Source organism: Burkholderia sp. D-99, from assembly GCF_011605345.1.
In the GTDB taxonomy this organism is placed as follows: Bacteria; Pseudomonadota; Gammaproteobacteria; order Burkholderiales; family Burkholderiaceae; genus Burkholderia.
The window spans coordinates 410189-426055 of sequence record NZ_JAAOXM010000004.1 but is presented as its reverse complement, the minus strand read 5'-3'; the positions used below and the strand labels follow the sequence as shown (position 1 = coordinate 426055).

14 protein-coding genes and 1 pseudogene are annotated in these 15867 nt (G+C 60.1%); 9 read left to right on the top strand and 6 right to left on the bottom strand.

Annotated features, from left to right (window positions below; translation table 11 throughout):
- Positions 1-54 precede the first annotated feature (54 nt).
- Positions 55-291, top strand: a complete 237-nt coding sequence (locus HAV18_RS19090; protein WP_166958520.1) for a hypothetical protein — start codon at positions 55-57, stop codon at positions 289-291.
- Here HAV18_RS19090 and HAV18_RS40395 read toward each other — a convergent pair.
- A complete protein-coding gene (locus HAV18_RS40395) occupies positions 250-597 on the bottom strand; it encodes a GNAT family N-acetyltransferase (RefSeq protein WP_407062431.1) in 348 nt (115 codons plus the stop codon). The two genes, HAV18_RS19090 and HAV18_RS40395, sit on opposite strands and share 42 nt — an antisense overlap.
- 423 nt (positions 598-1020) lie before the next feature.
- On the opposite strand from HAV18_RS40395, the gene HAV18_RS40390 reads away from it, so the two are divergent.
- From HAV18_RS40390 to HAV18_RS19070, 3 genes are all read left to right on the top strand, one after another.
- Positions 1021-1350, top strand: a complete 330-nt coding sequence (locus HAV18_RS40390) for a hypothetical protein (RefSeq protein ID WP_407062430.1) — start codon at positions 1021-1023, stop codon at positions 1348-1350.
- A 524-nt stretch (positions 1351-1874) separates the two neighbouring features.
- Positions 1875-3041 (top strand): porin, encoded by a 1167-nt coding sequence (locus tag HAV18_RS19075; protein WP_166958516.1) that lies wholly within the window; start codon positions 1875-1877, stop codon positions 3039-3041.
- A gap of 655 nt (positions 3042-3696) precedes the next feature.
- The gene (locus tag HAV18_RS19070; protein WP_166958514.1) at positions 3697-6210 is read left to right on the top strand and encodes an EAL domain-containing protein; all 2514 of its coding nucleotides are present in this window, start codon (positions 3697-3699) and stop codon (positions 6208-6210) included.
- 504 nt (positions 6211-6714) lie between these two features.
- On the opposite strand, the gene HAV18_RS19065 is transcribed toward HAV18_RS19070, so the two are convergent.
- From HAV18_RS19065 to HAV18_RS19055, 3 genes are all read right to left on the bottom strand, one after another.
- Positions 6715-7728, bottom strand: coding sequence for a hypothetical protein (locus tag HAV18_RS19065; RefSeq protein WP_208102018.1), 1014 nt, complete (start codon positions 7726-7728; stop codon positions 6715-6717).
- A gap of 393 nt (positions 7729-8121) precedes the next feature.
- Entirely contained in the window at positions 8122-8697 is a 576-nt protein-coding gene (locus HAV18_RS19060) for a hypothetical protein (RefSeq protein WP_166958512.1), read from the bottom strand.
- A gap of 1202 nt (positions 8698-9899) precedes the next feature.
- On the bottom strand, positions 9900-10496 hold the full coding sequence (locus HAV18_RS19055) for a hypothetical protein (RefSeq protein ID WP_166958510.1): 597 nt from the start codon (positions 10494-10496) through the stop codon (positions 9900-9902).
- A gap of 87 nt (positions 10497-10583) precedes the next feature.
- Here HAV18_RS19055 and HAV18_RS19050 point away from each other — a divergent pair.
- From HAV18_RS19050 to HAV18_RS19040, 3 genes and pseudogenes are all read left to right on the top strand, one after another.
- A pseudogene (locus HAV18_RS19050) lies at positions 10584-10772 on the top strand (integrase core domain-containing protein); the annotation flags it as partial.
- Positions 10773-10849: 77 nt separating this feature from the next.
- The gene (locus tag HAV18_RS19045; RefSeq protein WP_166958508.1) at positions 10850-11461 is read left to right on the top strand and encodes an N-acetyltransferase; all 612 of its coding nucleotides are present in this window, start codon (positions 10850-10852) and stop codon (positions 11459-11461) included.
- 318 nt (positions 11462-11779) lie between these two features.
- Positions 11780-12112: a cupin domain-containing protein gene (locus HAV18_RS19040; RefSeq protein ID WP_166958506.1), complete on the top strand. Its 333-nt coding sequence runs from the start codon at positions 11780-11782 to the stop codon at positions 12110-12112.
- Between the two features lie 168 nt (positions 12113-12280).
- Here the strand turns inward: HAV18_RS19040 and HAV18_RS19035 are convergent, their stop codons facing one another.
- Positions 12281-12580 carry an H-NS family nucleoid-associated regulatory protein gene (locus HAV18_RS19035; protein WP_166958504.1) on the bottom strand — a complete coding sequence of 100 codons (300 nt, stop codon included), beginning with the start codon at positions 12578-12580 and terminating at the stop codon, positions 12281-12283.
- A gap of 281 nt (positions 12581-12861) precedes the next feature.
- Here HAV18_RS19035 and HAV18_RS19030 point away from each other — a divergent pair, with 281 nt between their 5' ends.
- Both HAV18_RS19030 and HAV18_RS19025 read left to right on the top strand, forming a co-directional pair.
- Positions 12862-13350 (top strand): RidA family protein, encoded by a 489-nt coding sequence (locus HAV18_RS19030; protein WP_166958502.1) that lies wholly within the window; start codon positions 12862-12864, stop codon positions 13348-13350.
- Between the two features lie 778 nt (positions 13351-14128).
- Entirely contained in the window at positions 14129-14380 is a 252-nt protein-coding gene (locus HAV18_RS19025) for a hypothetical protein (protein ID WP_166958500.1), read from the top strand.
- Positions 14381-14443: 63 nt separating this feature from the next.
- Here HAV18_RS19025 and HAV18_RS19020 read toward each other — a convergent pair whose 3' ends face one another.
- Positions 14444-15619: a histidinol-phosphate transaminase gene (locus HAV18_RS19020; protein WP_243771703.1), complete on the bottom strand. Its 1176-nt coding sequence runs from the start codon at positions 15617-15619 to the stop codon at positions 14444-14446.
- Positions 15620-15867 lie beyond the last annotated feature (248 nt).

Below are 15867 nucleotides of genomic sequence, written 5' to 3'. Positions count from 1 at the left end.
TATATCGATTCCGGACGATCTAGATACCGGGGCTGAGTGATCGAAACTGGCTGAATGCGGTCCTACGAAGACGATTCTGCCGTGTCGACGGCCGCCGCCGCCGATGGCGGCCGCCGACTCCTCGCCAACGCTCAACCATTTGAACCGTCACCAGGTTCACGTCTTCACGCCGTGGAGATCGACCTCTTCCTTGCGGATTTCGAAGCGGTATCGGTCGCCGCTCCTGGTTATCAGGCGAAACCCGCATTTTTAGGCTACGCGAAGAGAGGCTCGATTCTCGATCGAACATGACGCCGTCAAGCGCACAATCCTGCCTGACTCAAACGCGAGAACGAGCAGCGCACGAATCGCGTGAGCCGCGTAATCCTTTCCCCAGAAGTCGGGCAACAAAAACCAGCCACAATCGGCCGAAGCCGAGTCGCGGATCGTATACCCGATACTCCCGATCATCCCCTTCGCATGCCGGCATTCAACGGCATAGAAGAAGCGTATCCGCTCCGCGCAACGTTGCTGTGTGATCGCGTCTGCCAACGCATGCTCACATTGCACTCTCGTTCGCGGGAGCCACGACACATAGCGGGCCACTTGCGGACTCATCTGCAATTCGCAAAATCGATCGATGTCGGACGGTACGTGTTCGCGGAGACGAATGGGGCATGAATTCATTCTGGTACCGGAAGCAGCCAGGCGCTTTTCCCGAAAGCAGTCACACGCGGTCGCGAAAGCATCAAAGTCCGGGTAACAGATCCGGAAGTGACGGAAGCCTCGATATCTGCGAACACTTCGAGCGAGTAGAGCGCATCTTCGGTTTCAACGGGGTGGTTCCCCGCGATGCCAGCGAGGATACCTGTTTCTCTCAGCCATTTCAGGTGCGGAGCGACGTCAGGGAGAGATCGCCTGCAGTCGCGGCATAGGCGCTCGTGTTCGCCCCCGGATTTTTGTCTGATTGTGCACGGAGTGGCGGCGCGGATCTTGCTATCGCTGTGTCCTCGTGCCAGCTCCTGTAAGGGTAATTCCGGCATGGCGAAAGGTTATCAAACCAGATTAACTTATATCAAACAAATTTTGACGACTATTTATGTTCCTGATATGGTCTTTACGCCTGCAAAGCGCGGTCCGGTTCTGTGGGTGTTTGGCGAAGCGCTTTGCGCACTTCGCCAGCGGCTGAACCGGGCGCTCAATCAGCCTGCAAGGGCGGCCGGTGTTTCCAGGCCGTCCTTTGTCGCAGGTGGAGCGTGGTCCGGTTTCGTCATCGCCGACCGCGCGTGCGGGTATCGCACGAGCGTTGAGCGTGATGTTGCAGCACTTCTTCGAAATGCCATCGGAGGAACGTTCGGCCAAGCGCGGTGATCCACTCGAGTTTTTCGGCTTCGCGGATTCGGCCTGTCTGTTCACCCGGATCACGAATACGGTAGGAGAACGTCAGTTCGAATGGATCCGCTTGCGCACGCTCGTGGACAAGACGCGCTAGGAAGTCACCACGCGGGGGCGAGTTCCTTTACGTGATCGACGGTGAAGTTTTGCCGAAGCTGGAAGGCAAGGTGCTTGTGCTGAAAACAGGCGGTTCGGCACATTCTCGATCCACGGTGCCGGATAGCTGGAGCGAGAACGGAAGCAAGGCGGCGGTTTTCGTCCGGTAGGGGCGCCGCGATTGTTCTAACCGGATGAGCGCCGGACAGGTCGAGACGTGAGGTGCCTCTCCACATTGAATTGTGAGGATGACGAAATTATCGAACTCAGTATGCCGATTTTTCGAACATGACGCTGGCCGTTGCGGCTGAGACGACGTGCGTGCCGTGCGCCGTCATCTGCATTCGAAGACAACACAACCTGTTTCAAACAATCCCAAAACCACTCCTGACAGTGAAATACAGATGAAAAACAAAAACATCAACGTCAGCGTTATCGCTGTTGCCGCTTTTGCAGCATCTTCGGCGGCAATGGCGCAGTCGTCGGTCACCCTGTATGGCATGCTCGATTCGGGTATCGGCTACACCTCGAACATCAATGGCCACAAGCGGTTCGGCCTCGATGGCGGTGCCGTAGGTTCGAACAAATGGGGCCTCAAGGGGGAGGAAGACCTCGGCGGCGGCCTCAAGGCGGTATTCAAGCTCGAAAACGGTTTCAACATTGGTACCGGCGGCATCAACGGCCAAGGGCCCATTGGTGCCACGCGTTCGCTGTTCAACCGCCAGGCCTACGTCGGCATCACGTCCGATCGGTACGGTACCCTGCGCATGGGTCGCCAGCTCGACGCCGTGACGGAAATGGTGCAGGGACTGACGGGCGACGCCATTTCGGCATCGACATTCTCGACCCCGGGCGACGTCGACAACAACGACAACACGACGAACCAAAACAGCGCCGTGAAGTACATTTCGCCAGTCATCAACGGCTTCCAGGCTGAAGGCGCTTACTCGTTCGGCGGTGTTGCCGGGGCGATGGGTTCGGGGCAATCGTGGTCGGTGGCGGCGAACTACGCTCAAGGTGGCCTGACGGTCGCCGGCGGCTACTTCCGCGCGGCAAACCAGGGTGAGAACGGGTGGTTGAACGCAACGGCACAACCGGGTTTCGGTACCGCGCTGGGCTATCCGAGCTCGGGTTACAACGGTGGCAATGCGTTCAAGAGCGCGGGCATCGCTCAAGCCGCTGCTCAATACCAGATCGGTCCGTACACGGCTGGCTTGCGGTACTCGAACGCTCAGTACCAAGGCAACAATGGTCAGCCGTCGATCCACTTCAACGTGCTGGGTGCGCTCCTGCAGTACCAGGTCACCCCGGCGTTGTCGCTGGCCACCGGGTACACGTATGTCTACGGTTCCGCCGCCACGCCCAACCAGGCTGCCGAAGGCCGCACGATGGCTTCGATCAACCAGGCGTCGCTGGGTGCCATGTACGCGCTGTCGAAGCGCACGTCGGTTTACGCCGTGGGTGCCTATGTCCATGCTCAAGGCGCGCAGGCTTCGGCTGCTGACTTTGGCAACACCGCATCTGGCGGTAACCAGGTTCAAGTCAACATCGGTATGCACCATAGCTTCTGATCGCAGGCTCGGAAGCCCGGAGTAGTGGACGCATTACTCCGGGTTAGAAGCATTCTGCCGGTTCCGCGTGACCACGTGGATCGGATCGTCAACGATTCGCGTGTTCACGGCGGACGGCAGAAAGCGGCCGGGGCGCAACCGTCCGCCCGATCTAAAGTCGCGATCCTCCGGATCGCCCAGGCTTCACGGCAGTCGCGGCCGGTGTCCATCCCACCATGAGCGGGATCGCCGGGGCATGCGACATCTCGCCGCCCGCGTGAAGCACCAAGGCCTGATGAAGCTGGCGGTGTCGCGGGAGCATCGACGCGTCCCCCCCTCCCACAGCCGCTCGACTTGCCGGCGCGCAGCCCGGATTTCGTCACGGCACTCAACTCTTGTCCGAATCTGTCGTTAACTCAGGGCGACTGCCTCCGAGAGGGCGGCGCTCCGGCGTGTCAACCCGCTGGACAAGGGATCGTCAAATGCGGTGTCGGGGCCAATGTGCCGCGCTCGCCGCCGCGACGCATCAAGCGATGGGCCAAATCCCCGTTTGCGAGTTCGATGAGTACGCAACCATTCGAGGCAAGTGAGATCGCACCGTGCTTGTCGCCGCGGGCGAGCCCGCAGGTTGCCGGATCGAAGTGCGCCGGCGAGGTTTTTTCGTCTTGGTTAGAGAATGTATCCGAGCAGCTACGATATTCCGATTGCGCGCCTCGTCGCGCGTCAGATCCTGTCCTGCGCGCCCGCCACGCCGGTGCGGGAAGTCGCGCGACGCATGTTTACCGAGCGTTGCAGTTCGATCGTCGTGATGGAGGATGAACAGGTCGTCGGGATCTGGACCGAGCATGATGCACTGTCGGCCGGCAACGATCCGCACGAGCTCGACCGGCCGGTCAGCGAGGTGATGAGCCGGCCGGTGCTGACGCTCGAGGCCAATACGCCGCTCGGTGAGGCCGCGATGAAGTTCAAGCAGTCGGGCGTGCGGCACTTCGTAGTGGTCCGCGATGGCACAGCGATCGGCGTGCTGACGCAGACCGACATCGTCGTGAACCAGGGGCCGGAATTCTTCCTGCACCTGAAGCCGATCGAATCGATCCGCGTCCATCCGCCCGTCGTGGTGCCCGAGCAGGTCGCGCTGCACGAGGTCATCGCACGGATGCGCGCGCAACGACTCGATGCGATCCTCATCGGCTACGACGACGGTGAGCACGGCATCCTGACCGAACGTGACATCGTCCGGCTCCTGGCGGACGGCGGGGCTCACGGCGCGGTTGGAGCCTATGCGAGCAAGCCGCTGCAGATGCTGACCGCGAAGCAGAGCCTGTATGCGGCGCAGCGCTTCATGACCGAGCACAATATGCGGCACGTCGGCATCCGGGACGAGGCGGGCAAGCTGACCGGGCTGCTCTGTTTCGCGGACGTGCTGCAAAGCATCGAGCACGAATACGCGAATGAGCTGCGCAGCGCGTTGCGCGAGCGCGACGAAGCGCTGGGTCTGGCGCGCTTCAACCTGCGCATGGCCGATCGGGTGTTCGAATCGGCACTCGAAGGCATCATGGTGACCGACCGGCACGCGAAGATCGAGCGCGTCAACCAGGCTTTCACGCGCCTGACCGGATATACCGAGGACGAAGTGATCGGGCGCAACCCGGGCCTGCTCAGTTCCGGGCGCCAGACGCCGGACTTCTACAAGCAGCTGTGGCATTCGCTGACGACCGATGGCCACTGGCAGGGCGAAATCTGGAATCGCCGCAAGACCGGCGAGCTGTTTCTGGAATACCTGACGATCACCAGCATTCGCGACAACGAAGGCGAGATCTCGCACTATGCGGCGATCTTCTCCGACATCACGCAGCGGCGTCAGGCGGAGGAGCGGCTGGGCTATCTCGCCACGCACGACGTGCTAACCGATCTCGCGAACCGTGCGCTGTTCGAGGAGCGGCTCGCGCACGCGATCGCTCACGCGAAGCGGCTCGGTCGCAAGGTCGCGGTGATGTACCTCGATCTCGACCGCTTCAAGCTGGTCAACGACACGCTCGGCCACAACGCCGGCGACGAGGTGCTGAAGCGGGTCGCGGAGCGCATCGTCGCGACAGTGCGCGCGAACGACACGGTGGCGCGCATGGGCGGCGACGAATTCGCACTCGTGCTCGAGGAGTTCGACGATGTCCGCGACGTCGGGCGAGTGGCACGCAAGCTGCTGGACGAAGTGGGGCGGGCGATCGATATCGGCGGTCGCGAGATCTTCGTGACGCCGAGCGTCGGCATCAGCATCTATCCGGACGACGGCACCGAGGCGGAGCACTTGATCCTGCTCGCGGACCAGGCGATGTACGGCGCGAAGAGCCGCGGCAGGAATGTGTTCCAGTTCTTCGAGAGCAAGATGACGTCGTCGGCGATGGAGCAGTTGGAGACGCTTGGCGAGCTGCACCGCGCGCTCGAGCAGGACGAATTCCGGCTGTTCTACCAGCCGCAATACGATCTGGCCAGCGGCCGGATCGTCGGCGTGGAGGCGCTGCTGCGCTGGCTGCATCCGCGCAAGGGCATGGTGCCGCCGGGCGACTTCATCGGGCTGGCGGAGCGATCCGCGCTGATCGTCCCGATCGGCCGGTGGGTGCTGCGCGAAGCCTGCCGGCAGGCGCGTCGCTGGCTCGACGAGGGTTTCGAGTTCGGGCGGGTGTCGGTGAACGTGTCGGCGCGGCAGTGCTTTACCGACCATTTTCTCAGCGACCTGACGACCATCCTCAGCGAAACCGCGTTGCCGGCCGAATGCCTGCAGCTCGAGTTGCTCGAAAGCATGGCGATGAACACCCGCGAGGAAATCGGCATCCTGCTGCGCGAACTGGCGACGCGGGGGATCAGCCTGGCGATCGACGATTTCGGTACGGGCTATTCGTCGCTGGTGTATCTGAAGGATTTGCCCGTCGATACGCTGAAGATCGATCGGTCGTTTCTTACGGACTGCGGTTCGGGCAGCACGGACGACGCGATCGTGCGCGCGATCGTTGCGATGGGGCGCGCGCTGGGGCTCGATGTCGTGATGGAGGGAGTGGAGACGGAGAAGCAGTTGGCTTTCCTGCAGGAAATCGGTTGCCACCAGGTGCAGGGGTTTCTGTTCGCGCGGCCGCAGCCTGCCGAACAGCTGGTCGGGATTTCGTCGCGTCGTGGCGTTGAATTGCTGACCGAGTGAGGTGGGCGCGGGGCGTGTCGCGTTGGCTGACGAGCGGTACGTTGCAATCGGTCTGTCGCGGACGCGGTGTCGCTCGATCCGGCGGAGAGATTTATGCAACAGGCATAAACCGACACAGTTCGGTCATTCAATTGCTGTGAAGAGCGGCATTGAATAGGGCGCGCTTTAGATTGAATCAGAAGGCGATTTACTGTGGGCTTTCCCGAAGCGAGCGGGTGTCATTACGCGATGGCGTCCGAACGTCCACGTATTGCCGAGATAGGGGGGGGCGCGGCAGGGCGAGCTTGAATCCAACCTCGACGAACGCGGCAGAAAAGCCCCGGTGCATCCATGTGAGGACGTCGGGTTCGAAAGAATGCGTCACGAACCTTCGCCGGAACGACGCCGTATGCGAAGAACACGACGTAAGCAGTCGTACGTGACAAGCGCCGCCAAGCGATCACGATGACGCGGCGCATACCTGGACATTGCAGATGTCAGCAGCCGAGGTTCCCCGCGATCGCGCTACTGCGCGCTTTTGAACGGCAACATGTCCATCACCTTGCCGGTATAAAAATCGACGATTTCACCGCCATGCGTCAGCAACCGGTCGCCGAACCAATCTGCTGCCAGTCGCGCCGGCGGTGCACGGTGACGTTGAATGGCATGTTCGACCGCACCGGTATGCGAGTCGATCACCAGATCCTCGCCCCAATTGCAGCGTGCCGTTTCCGACAAGGGTAAGCAAAAATGGCTGCCACTCTCATTAAACAGCATGTTGGCCGAGCGAATCTCGCCAAATTCACCAATATCGCGCGACCATACTGCTGAGCCATCCCGGTCACAACACAGCAATTGATTGTTATCGCCGGCGACGAACACGACTGACCCATCTCGCGCAAAGCGCAGGCGCTTGACCTTGCCGCCCACCGGGAGATTGATCTTGTTGATCTCGCCGCTGCGGCAATTCACAGTCAGCACCGAATTCTTGGTTCGTTCGTCCGGAGCCCACAGGAGTCCCTCGACCGGATCCACGTCGCCGAAACGTGCATCCAAATCACGCGCGATAGGATCGCTATACTCACCTGTGTCCAGATCGATCACCACTGGACGGCCTCTGTCATTGCTCTTGAAGGCGCTTACCAGCGCATAGCGCCCGGAAGGATCCAGACGCGTCCAGAACGACAGAAACTTGTCGGTCTGATGCAGTACGGCACCATCGGCAACGAAACTCAAGCGGCTACGGTTGGTATTGCGTGCGATTATCCACGACGCCGATGCTAGTGCAAGGCGACGGCCATCGCGCGACACATCGCACACTGTGTCGTCCGTCTGCGCGCCGGCGACCGATGTAATCGCTCCCGAATCCCGGTCGTATTGCACTATCGCCGGCTTGGGAAGGAACGAGTCAGTTTGGTCAAAGAATACGAGACCGCGGGGCACGTCAATGTACACAAAGAACTCCGGCAAGAAATGCGCAAAAGACGTATCGGTCGCGATTGTTTGGGTAACCACTGTCACCTTGCGTCGGCCGATCATATCCTGATTATCAACAGACTAGCATGTGGCGTCGAGCGATCGTTCTTGGTCGACTACGGCCTGAGCTGGCCGATCGTAGCCGACCTATAAGAGACAGCCATTTCGCTTGCGGATTCAACCCGTCGATGCAACGAATTGATGCAAGCGCTCAGCCGGTGTATCGACGGGTTGAATCCGCACTACAAAGCGGCCATTCGATTCGCGGCCTAAAGCTTCATGAAGCGTGTGCGCTGAATGCAACGGTGCCACCCGTAGCGATTCAGGGAAGCGGGCAAGGGCAGACTATCGGCAACGAGCGCGGAACAACAGATCATGCAGCGGCGCCAACACGAGCGGAGCGCCTTACAGGCTGTCGCGAATTCGGCCTATCCAGAGGAACGCGACGAGCGTCCGTTAGTTTGTCATTAGACGCTGGAAGTACATATCGAGAAATTGGCGGTCCGCGACCAGACCTGGGGTGCCCATGCAGTAGTCAGCCACCATGCTAGGCACGAGCCGGTCGATTGCCTCGAACATGTTGCGCAACGCATCAGCATCTGCGGCGTCTGAGCTGGAGAAATCGAACCAGATTTCCGTTACAAGATCGTCTTTGACTTCCACCTTGAGATAACAATGCTGGTGTCCGAAGCACCAGGCATCGTCGTCATAGGAACCATAGGGATCTCGTCTCGCCAGGTCAAATCCGGCGGAAGCTGTTGCGTAAAAGCGTTTGACCCGGGGCATGATCGAGCCCAGAACTGCGGCGACATCAGTCAAGCGAAGCCCAGCTTGGGCGTAGTTTGTCGAAGGTTGTTGAATGATGTGTAGATCAGTCCAGCCAACTCGCGACGGCGCTTCGTTTTTTTTACTGGCATCTCGCGACGCTTCAAGATCGCTAGCGACTTCATGCTGGACAGCGACAGGGTGAAGGCTACGCAGAGCCCAGTCATCCTCGTGAATGTGAATCAGGTCAAGGGATCTGTCATTCATTTCGTTTCAGGAACAGTGTGTAGTTTGCCGGATTTTATACCTCAAGTGCGCTTCGTCCTGCGACGATGTGTTCGGCTCGCGCGTTCTCGGACTCCGCCTCGCTCAGGCTCACGCTCCCCTTGAAACGCGTCCCGAATTTCCGCTCAACCTTCCTCTAAACCCGCCCCCCAGGCTCATGAGCCGGATCCGGAGTACCGGCACGCTCGCGCTGGAGTGGTTGGCGACTTATTCGAGGAGGTCGCGTTTTTTGAAGCGCCGAAGTCAAGCACGCCTCATCTGGTGCAACGGCGGCAGGTGAATATCGGCACACTCAACGGTGAGATCGTCATTCGAAAGCAATCGATCCAAAACCGACTGTCGATACTCAGGAAAGCAGACGCTCAACGTGTCAATAACCGGACTGCGCGGCTTACCGCGTAGGTCAGGTTGATTGCAGCGTTATGCATCGGCCGAAGCTTGGGTGGCGGCCGGTGACCGAAATTGCACAACGAACGCTAATGCTGCCGAAAGCAGGCACGCAATGAATAGCAGAAGGATTCGAACAACATCCACTCCCGCCAAGGACCACGCCCCTCCTGCCGCAACTGACGAGAACGCACTAAACAGAGCGCCGTAACGTTCTAACGGGGCGAAGATGCACCACGCCAAAGTAGCCCAACACCCCGCGCGCAAGTAAAAGAAAAGCGACGCGACAAGAAGCAGAACGACAACCAGGTGCTTGACCATGGAGAAGAGCTGAGCGCCTTCGAGATTGCCCCACTCGAGCCGGACTGTGGTCAGCACGACGTAGGTAACCAAGGGCATTGCCACTACGTATACGAGCTTTGGTCTGTCGGACATCTTGCTATTTCCCGCCGAGTTTGAAAGATGCATGACTTTTTGTTGTCGAGAGCGGTTTGGCTCCCTGCTTATCGCTGTGCGCCAGAACTCCGGCCCGTCATATTGCCGACGAGCCCCCGGTGAATGACATTGCGGAAGATCAACTCGGGAATCACCGCCATTAAAACTCTGTACAAATCGGCGACCCAGACCATGAGCATAACCGCATCGATCTGGAATGTCCGCAATCGGGGATTTTCGTCAATGACCGGTCATAGCCGGCAACTGCCGGCGGTGGTCAGCGGTGGCCGGCGGAAACCGCCACCCCACGCGGTCATCGGTCTTGCCCCGAAGCAGTCATTCGGTGCGGCCGCGATGCGAGGTCAGACAACACGGCCGGCACGCGGCTTCCAGATGTTCGTACGTGGCACGTATTTCTCATATCCCGTTCCGTCATCAACGCCGACGATTTGATGGCCGAAACACTCAACCAGCGCAACAAGACTGCCGGTGCCGCCAAATGGGTACCCATGCGGGTTGAACTCCAACGCATGCCGTGTTGCTCGCGGCCGGATTGCGATGAGGTCGTAGTCCCCATTCCAGAATGCATCAAGCATGGAAGCGAAGTCCCACTGCGGCGTCGGCATCTCAGGGGAATGTCGCTTCGGAAGCGGCGTGGAGAACCAATATTCGTTCCATTCGGCCATTTCTTCCGCGGTCAGGTTCGAAAAGTAGGAGCGCTCACCATCGGTCAGATAAGCCGATAGTTGCGACTCGTCTGCGGGCACATCGCTATCTTTCGCTGCCTTCACGAGGTCAAAGAATTCCGTCAGCCGCTGTAAAGCCTTCTCGCCATTCGATTCGAATTCAACGCAGCAGTAAGCCTGACCGCCTGGAGCGGTCGCAGCCTCTACGACCTTTTCTGAGGGCGGGGCGGGGTGTGCTGGCGAGGCCGCCGCGCGCTTTTGGAAGGGCCACATATAGGGTTTGAATCAGTTGAGTGATGGAAGCGCGGACCGGTCGTGGCCGAACTGGGTCAAAGCTCGCCCCGCTGGTGGGCCGCCCACAAAACGACGGACAGGTCCCTGAACCGGGAACGGTTCCGCAGCCGGGCCGAGGCCAAGGTGCTCATCGAACGATGGCGGCAATTCTATAACGAGCGCCGGCCCCATAGCGCGCATCGCTATCAACCTCCCGCCATGGTCCGTCGAGCCTGGCTGGATTCCGATAATATCGACGCTAGACTCACTGCCTGATTGGCTGCAATATTCCGCCGCAGGTCACGACAAGTTTCTCTTACTCACTCAACGATCGCCTGCTGCCCGAACCGAACATGCACGGCACAAAACTATCGGTAGCACCGTTACCACATCAGTTTTCTGAATCGGCGCTGGTTTTGCTGGATTCAGCGTTCAAACAAGACCCTACACTTGCCTGGTGCCTGTTCGCTGAAAACCGCGGATTCGATGAGCGCCGGACAAATTATCTAAGAAGCTATTTGAGATATCACCACGATGTTCTCATGCCTGCTTTGGGTGCGTGGCGTAACGGTGACCTCGTTGCCGTGAGCTACTTCACACCGGCATCGTGCGCCGAATCGCCAGGCAACCTCGCCGAACTGGGACGTCAGATTGCAAGTGGTTGTGGTGAATCGTCGTTGGGAAGAATCGACCTGCTTCGCGAGCGTTCCGCCTCGAACTCCACTGATGCGAATACAAGCTGGATTGAGTTCATCGGGGTATCCCCGAAGGGGCAAGGCGAAGGGATCGGGTCGACGCTCCTGAATGCGACATTGGCGCATCTTTGTGAGATCGAACCATCCGGGACGATTTCGTTGGAAACCGCGGAGCCGCGCAATATTCCGTTCTATGAACGCCATGGATTTGCTGTCAAGGAGCGGATCGAACATACGGGACTGGTGCAATATCACCTGTCGATCAGCTAACCGCGCCTCCGCCGGCCTGGAATGGAAAGCGAGCGTCGCGCTCGCATGTCCAGGCCGCCGATAAACTCGGGCGGCCAAGGTGACTTTTCCTCGTCCGATGAGCACTCAACACACGGCAGCACCTGCAAACGTGACTCCCGTGATGCGGCAGTGCCTGCGTCTCCTCTGACAAGACCCGGCGCGCAAACCTACACGCCACCATACCCTTCCCAACGAAACGAGCCCGTTCCAACAGCGTCCATTGGGCTACAGTGAACATTCCCCGCCGCCTTCAACCCTGGCGCCCATCTCCCCAAACCTCACCCACGAGGCCAACCCATGCAACTTCAAACCGGCAACCTGTTCACCGCCGAAGGCAATCGTGGCGACGATGAACAAATCGACCTCCTCGTCACGGGCCAGCGTCTGAACGTCGAGCGAATCATCTCGATGGGCCACACGAGCCCCGACGGCTTTTGGTATGACGACTCACGCGCCGAATGGGTCGTGCTGCTGTCGGGTGCGGCGGTGCTCGAATTCGAAGAAGGCCCGGCGCGCCATGAAATGCATCCTGGCGACTACGTGCTGATCGAGCCGCATTGCCGCCATCGCGTCGCTTGGACGCACGAAGAAGCGCAATCCGTCTGGCTTGCGATCTATTACGAACGTTGAATCAGGAAATATCGGGCGGGGCTGAATGCGATTCGGCGCGTAGCAAACCGCCACGCGCCGAATGAGACAAAGCTTCATCAACCCGGTGCGGTCGTTGAATACCGCCGGTATCGATGCCCAAATAGCAGGACGGCGCGCAAAACCGCGCGCCGGTGCACGTCGAGAACCTTATTCCTGGATCAGGAATCGATTGCGATTCTTTGCGTCCTTGATCCATGCGGGCGCGCGACCACGGCCCGACCAGGTTGCCCCGGACTTCGGGTCGCGATACTTTGCCTGCACGGGGGCGGCCGCTTGCTTGGCCGGACGGCCGCGACGGCTACCGAAAATATCCTTTTCGGTAATGCCGAATTCCGCAACCTTGGTGCGGATGTCGTCGACGATCGCCTGGAATTCCGCGGCACGTGCTGCTTCGGCTTTCTCGGCCAAAGCATCCATTTGGGCTTTCAGTTCCTTGTACGTTGCCATGTATCGCTCTTCGGGTTAGGTACACACATGATAGCGGTTTCACCGGCAAATTTTTAGGAAATTCTCGTCGACTACGTTTTTTGTCATCGATAAGGCGATGCAAGACTGCTTCGAACACCTGAGAAGTGTGTCACATTGAAGAAGACCTGGAGGATTGCCCGTGCATCTTTAACGGAAGCGGCACGTCACGTTGACCGTGCGCGGCGGGTTTTCTTCCAGGAGACAAGCAGCAGAGATTTAACGACTCTTTACATTTTTCTGAAGTATCGGGGAATTCACTAATGAACAGGGACGATAAGCTGATCGAGGTCGCCGCCGAATTCGGCTTCAATCCGGACGAGGAAATCCGGATCGGCGGAAAGTACACCCCCGTTCTGGTCGACGGGAACACGGCCTACATTGCCGGCCAGATTCCGCGAATCGGCGAAGTGGTGCATTTCGTCGGCATAGTGGGGGAATCCGTTTCGCTCGACGAAGGTCGCCGGGCTGCCGGCGTATCGGCGCTGCGTGCGCTCTCGTTGATCCGAAAGCGCTGTGGCACGCTCGGCGCGATAGTGACGGTGCCACGCATTACCGTGTATGTGCGAAGTGCACCCGGCTTCACGATGCAAAGCGAAGTGGCCGACGGCGCATCCGACATTTTGTATGCGGTGCTTGGCGACGCCGGTATTCATACGCGTACGTCGGTCGGCGTGCTGCAATTGCCCAAAGGCGCATCGGTGGAAGCGGATTTCATTTTCGGGTTGAAGCAGGGCAATGCCGGTATCTGATTCCGACGGGTCGCATCTCGCGGGTGTGTAGTTCCGCGAAACATTCGGATATCCGCGCATGACGCGCGAGCCAGTGACGACAAGCGCCTGCAATGCCAAAAAAAGACTGCCGCCGAAGAAGGGTTGCTTGACGAAGAGAACCTCGCGAAGCTTCAGGCGGTATTCGATACCGGCGATGTGAATGCGCGCGGCGGGCGGGCAAGTGGGCTACGCCGTCGCTCGCCCCGTGTCCGGACGATCTTGCGCGCTGGCCAGTAGAGCAGGGTGCCGACGTTGCCGAGGCCGAAGCGTACGGCGCCGCACGTTCCCGTCCGCAATCGTCGTGAGCACGAACCTCGGACTACACCCGTTCGCGCCGCCAATCCTCGCCACCTGCCTGCCCGGCGGCAGTGCACCGGCTGCATGCCATTCAAGTAGTAAGCCGATCGCGAATTCGTCTCCAGCCGGCAACCGCATGCGTACCGCGCGACTCCCGACTCCCCCGCAATCTCCGGAAACCAATACTCCGACAATATCAACCGGCATCCCCACTTTGGGAGATGCCATTGCCCGACGGTAAGCCTACGATTGGCCACAGGGCATCCGGGGCCGGATGGCATCAGAACAAACGGGCAGCCCCGCCATGCCGTGTCGAAATCAACACATGCCCACGCGGTTTACTGACACAGCTTCTGCGTACGATGGCGCTCGACGTGTGCGGTGAGCGGTTTTCATCGCAACACGATGGCGCGTTGATGACGGAAGGCCTGCTGTCGTATTTCGGGGAATTTCAATCAATATGCTGGCACGAGACTATGTGGAACGAGAGCTCTCTCACATCCAGAGAATGGTGGCTCTCCTGGACAGCGAGCAGAACGCTGACGATGTGTCGATGTCGGGCGCGGGGCGTGTGCGGCATCCGAGCTACTGGCGCGGGCGAATCGAGGAGCTGCTGTCGGCGCCCGATGTGCCGCGCCACATCAGAAAGCTCAGCGAAGCGGTGCTCGCGAAAATCGACGAGATGGAGCTGCGATTCGCGACGATGAAGTAAGTGCATCGTCGGATACGGCGCGGGCGTGTGCTCCATCGCGTCGTCGACCGGATGGCCGGTCGCTCATGCGAGCGCCATCACGTCAAGCAGGGCCGCACGGAATGCTGCCATCTCCGCGGCGGTACCGATGGACGCGCGAAGATACGCCGGCGGGCCTGATTCGCGAATCAGGACGCCATGGCGCAGGAGGCCGCTCCAGATCCCGTGCCGGTCCGCAAACTCGCCGAACATCACGAAATTGGCATCGGAATCGGCCACCGTGAGGCCCAGGTCACGCAGCCAGCCGACGGTTGCATCGCGCTCGGCCTTGATCGCCTCGACTTGCGACAGCATCTCGTCACGCGCCACGAGCGCCGCGCAGGCCGCCGCCTGGGTAAAGGCGGACAGGTGGTAGGGCAATCGAACCAGCTTCAGCGCTTGCACGATCGCGGGCGCGCACGCGCAATATCCGACACGGCCGCCCGCGAACTTGAACGCCTTGCTCAACGTGCGGGTCACGATGAGCCGCGGATGATCTGGCAGCAGCGTCACCGCGCTGGGGACGCCGTGGCGCCGGAACTCGGCATAGGCTTCGTCGACGACGACCACGCCCGGCGCGACGTCGAGGATGGCGCGGATATCGCCGACCGGCAGCGCGGTTCCGGTCGGGTTGTTCGGCGACGTCAGCAGCACCACGCTCGGCTGATGCGTGCGGATACTGTCGAGCGCCTGATCGAGATCCAGCGCGAAATCCTCGGTGCGCGGCAACGTATGCAGGCGTGTGAAAGTCGTCCGGCAGTATTCGTCATACATGGGATAGGCGGGCGTAAAGGCCAGCGCCGATCGCCCCGGGCCGCCGAAGGCCTGCAGGATCTGCTGGATCACTTCATTCGAGCCGTTGGCCGCCCAGACGCTCGATGCGCCGACCGTCACGCCGGTGTCGTGCGTCAGATACGCAGCCAGATGCGATCGCAGCTCGGCAAAGTCGCGATCGGGATAGCGGTTCGCCGCGCGCGCGGCGTCGGCCACCGCGGTCGCGATGCGCTCGACGAGCGCGGGCGACGGCGGATAGGGATTCTCGTTGACGTTCAGGCAGACGGGCACGTCGAGCTGCGGCGCCCCGTACGCGTGCTGCAACTTGAGGTCCTCGCGCAGCGGTAAATCCGACAAGGCGACTTCTTTCCAGGGCTGTTGCATTGAAAACACTCCGTACGGTATCGATTGATCGGCGCAGCAGGTTTTTAAGGCGGCAAAAAACAAAAAAGGCGCCGAAGGCGCCTTGGTTGTCGTCTTGATCGGGCATTTACCCGATGCAATTGCTAGATGCGAAACGAGCCACGGCGCAACAGGGGGCGACCGTGGTGATGGTGCAGCGAGGGTGTGGTGTTTCGAATCGTCATGCGCCGCATCATGGCATACCGCGATCCGGATGAAAAGCGGGCCGCACTGTGCGCGCCGGATTCAATTGGGCTGCAAAACCGGGAAAACGGCCATTACGTCTGACGATA